Consider the following 2,405-nt stretch of genomic DNA (forward strand, 5'->3'; position numbering starts at 1 on the left):
CGGATGGTGCGATGGTTGACACGCACCCCGCGGGTCAGCGTACCGAAGGTGATGTATCCCCGCTCCAGCGCCGGCAACACGTTCACCGCCCCCATCCCCTCACTCGGGCGATACATGCCGGCGGGCGCGGCAATCCGCCAGGGCCGCTCGCTGAACAACTCCTCCGCACCCTCCGGCACCAGGACCTCGTCACACAGGAAGTAGTCGATCGCGCTCAACCCCGAGGTGTAGCCATAACCGACCCAGAGACTCACCGACACCGGCGCCGGCTTGCGCGCAAACGCCCCCAACCGATTGCCCGCCGTATGACCGGCCAGGTCGACCAGGATGTCGATGCCGTCGGCACGGATACGTTCGGCGAGTTGGGCATCGCTCAGCCCACGGGTCGGCACCCAGTGATCGACCAGTGAGCGATAACGTGCGGTCTGGGCATCCTCGCGCGCCAACTCGGCATAGGCGTACAGCTCGAATTGCGCATGGTCATGGCATTCGAGCAGTGGCTCGAGCATGTAGCGGATCGCGTGGGAGCGGAAGTCTGGCGAGAGATAACCGAGGCGCAGCCGCCGCTCTGCCACACGCGTGTTATCGGACGGACGCCAATACGCGCTCGCCGGCTCACCGTAGCGGCGGTCGTAATCCCGGTAGGCGGTGAAGATTTCCTGCGCCGTACGGTCCGGGTGATAGTTCAGGGTGAACAGCAGGTTGGACCGGGCCTGTGTCAACCCGGGATCGAGCATGCATGCGTGCTCGAATGCATCGAGCGCCTCCTCCAATCGCCCCTGATCCTTGAGCACATTGGCGCGGTTGGTATGAGCGTTCACATCCTCCTCGTCAAGCGTCAGCGCTTGATCCAGACACTGCAGGGCCTCGCCCCGCCGTCCGAGTTCATGAAGCAGGATTCCCAGATTGTTGAGTGCTTCGATGCTGCACGGATTCAAGGCCAGGGCACGGCGATAGCTGATCTCAGCGGCCTCCGGCATCCCCAACGCATGCAAGACCAACCCTCGATTGCCGTGCGCCTCGACCTTCCCCGGCACCCGTTCCAATGCCCGATCGAAGCAACGTAACGCCTCGCGCTGATGACCAAGGTCGTTGAGGGTAGCGCCGAGGTTCAGCAACAGATCGGCATCATCAGGCCGCAGCCGCACCGCCTCGCGCTGGCTCACCAACGCCGCATCGACCCGTCCCAGCGCCTTGAGCGCCAGCCCCTGATTGCTCAACGCCTCGACGAAGCCTGGTTGGAGTTCGAGGGCGCGTTCATGGGCGCGCAAGGCCGCCTCGGGACGTCCAAGTTCACGCAGCAGCAGGCCGCGGTTATCGTGAGCCCGGGCATAGTCCAGGGTGAGCGCGACTGCCCGGTCACAGCACTCCAGGGCCGCATCCAAGGCCCCTTGCTCACGTAGGCTCATCGCCAGATTGTTCCAGACCTCGGCACGATCCGGGGCGATCCCGAGGGCCAGTCGGTAGTGCGCGACGGCGTCCTCGATCAATCCAAGCCGCTGACAGACATGCCCCAGATTATTCAATAGCTCCGGATCATCTGGCGTGAGTCGCCGTGCGCGCTCGAGTACCGTGCGCGCCTCGTGCACCTCACCCCGACGGGCCAACAAGGCACCCAACACCTTCAACCCGAAGGCATCGTCACCGCTCAGCGCGCGCGCGTACCCCTCGGCCTCCTCCAAGCGCCCGGCCTGCAATGCAGCCAGCACAGGGGCATGCCCGCCGGTCGTGGCGGCAGGCGCCGCCGCACGACAGGTCTCGGCCTGTCCCGAAGACCGCTGCCGCCCCTCTCTCCCCCGTGCTTCATGCAAGCGACCGAGCGCCTCCTGCGCCTCGGCGGCGGCGGGATCGAGCGCAAGCACGGCGCGATAGACGGACTCGGCCACGTCCAGACGACCGGCACGGTGATGTGCTGCGGCCGCTTGGAGCAGCAATCGCTTATCCTCGTTCTGGCTCACACCAATGCTCCCACATCGCCCGGTAGGCGGCCTCGATCCGCGCCACCTGCCCCTGCTCGTCACGCCAGGGGCTGGCCTCCATCTGCGCGCGCAACCCGGCGCGGATCGTCGCCAGCGCCTCGGGATCCGCGGCCAGCGCGACCACGCGCTCGACGTAGTCGGCCTCGTCCGTGGCGATCCATTCCTCCCGACCCAGCCCCGAGAGGATCATCGCCCCGATCCGGCCCACACTCGGCCGGTCGGCCAGGGTCACGAAGGGCACCCCCATGTAGAGCGATTCGAGCAGCGTCGTCCCCGAGTTGTGCGGGAAGCAGTCGAGCCCGATGTCCATGCCCCGCAACACGTCCCACGGCGGGGAGTGATAGCCGATCTCCAGGCGCTCGCCGCCGATCCCGTGCGCGGCGAAGCGCTCGGCCAGCGCCTCCTGCTCGGCCTCGGTGGAGAAGT

The 2,405-nt window shown here is 66.7% G+C and carries 1 protein-coding gene and 1 pseudogene; both read right to left on the reverse strand.

Translation table 11 applies throughout. The features are described 5' to 3' along the window. Nucleotides 1-1,958 (reverse strand): tetratricopeptide repeat protein (locus EBL85_RS16595; protein WP_123143490.1); only part of this gene is annotated, 1,958 nt, incomplete at its 3' end. Next, a pseudogene (locus tag EBL85_RS16600) lies at nt 1,939-2,405 on the reverse strand (glycosyltransferase); the annotation flags it as partial. The gene EBL85_RS16595 and the pseudogene EBL85_RS16600, both read right to left, overlap by 20 nt.

It is taken from the genome of Marichromatium sp. AB32, from assembly GCF_003718675.1.
GTDB lineage: Bacteria > Pseudomonadota > Gammaproteobacteria > Chromatiales > Chromatiaceae > Marichromatium > Marichromatium gracile.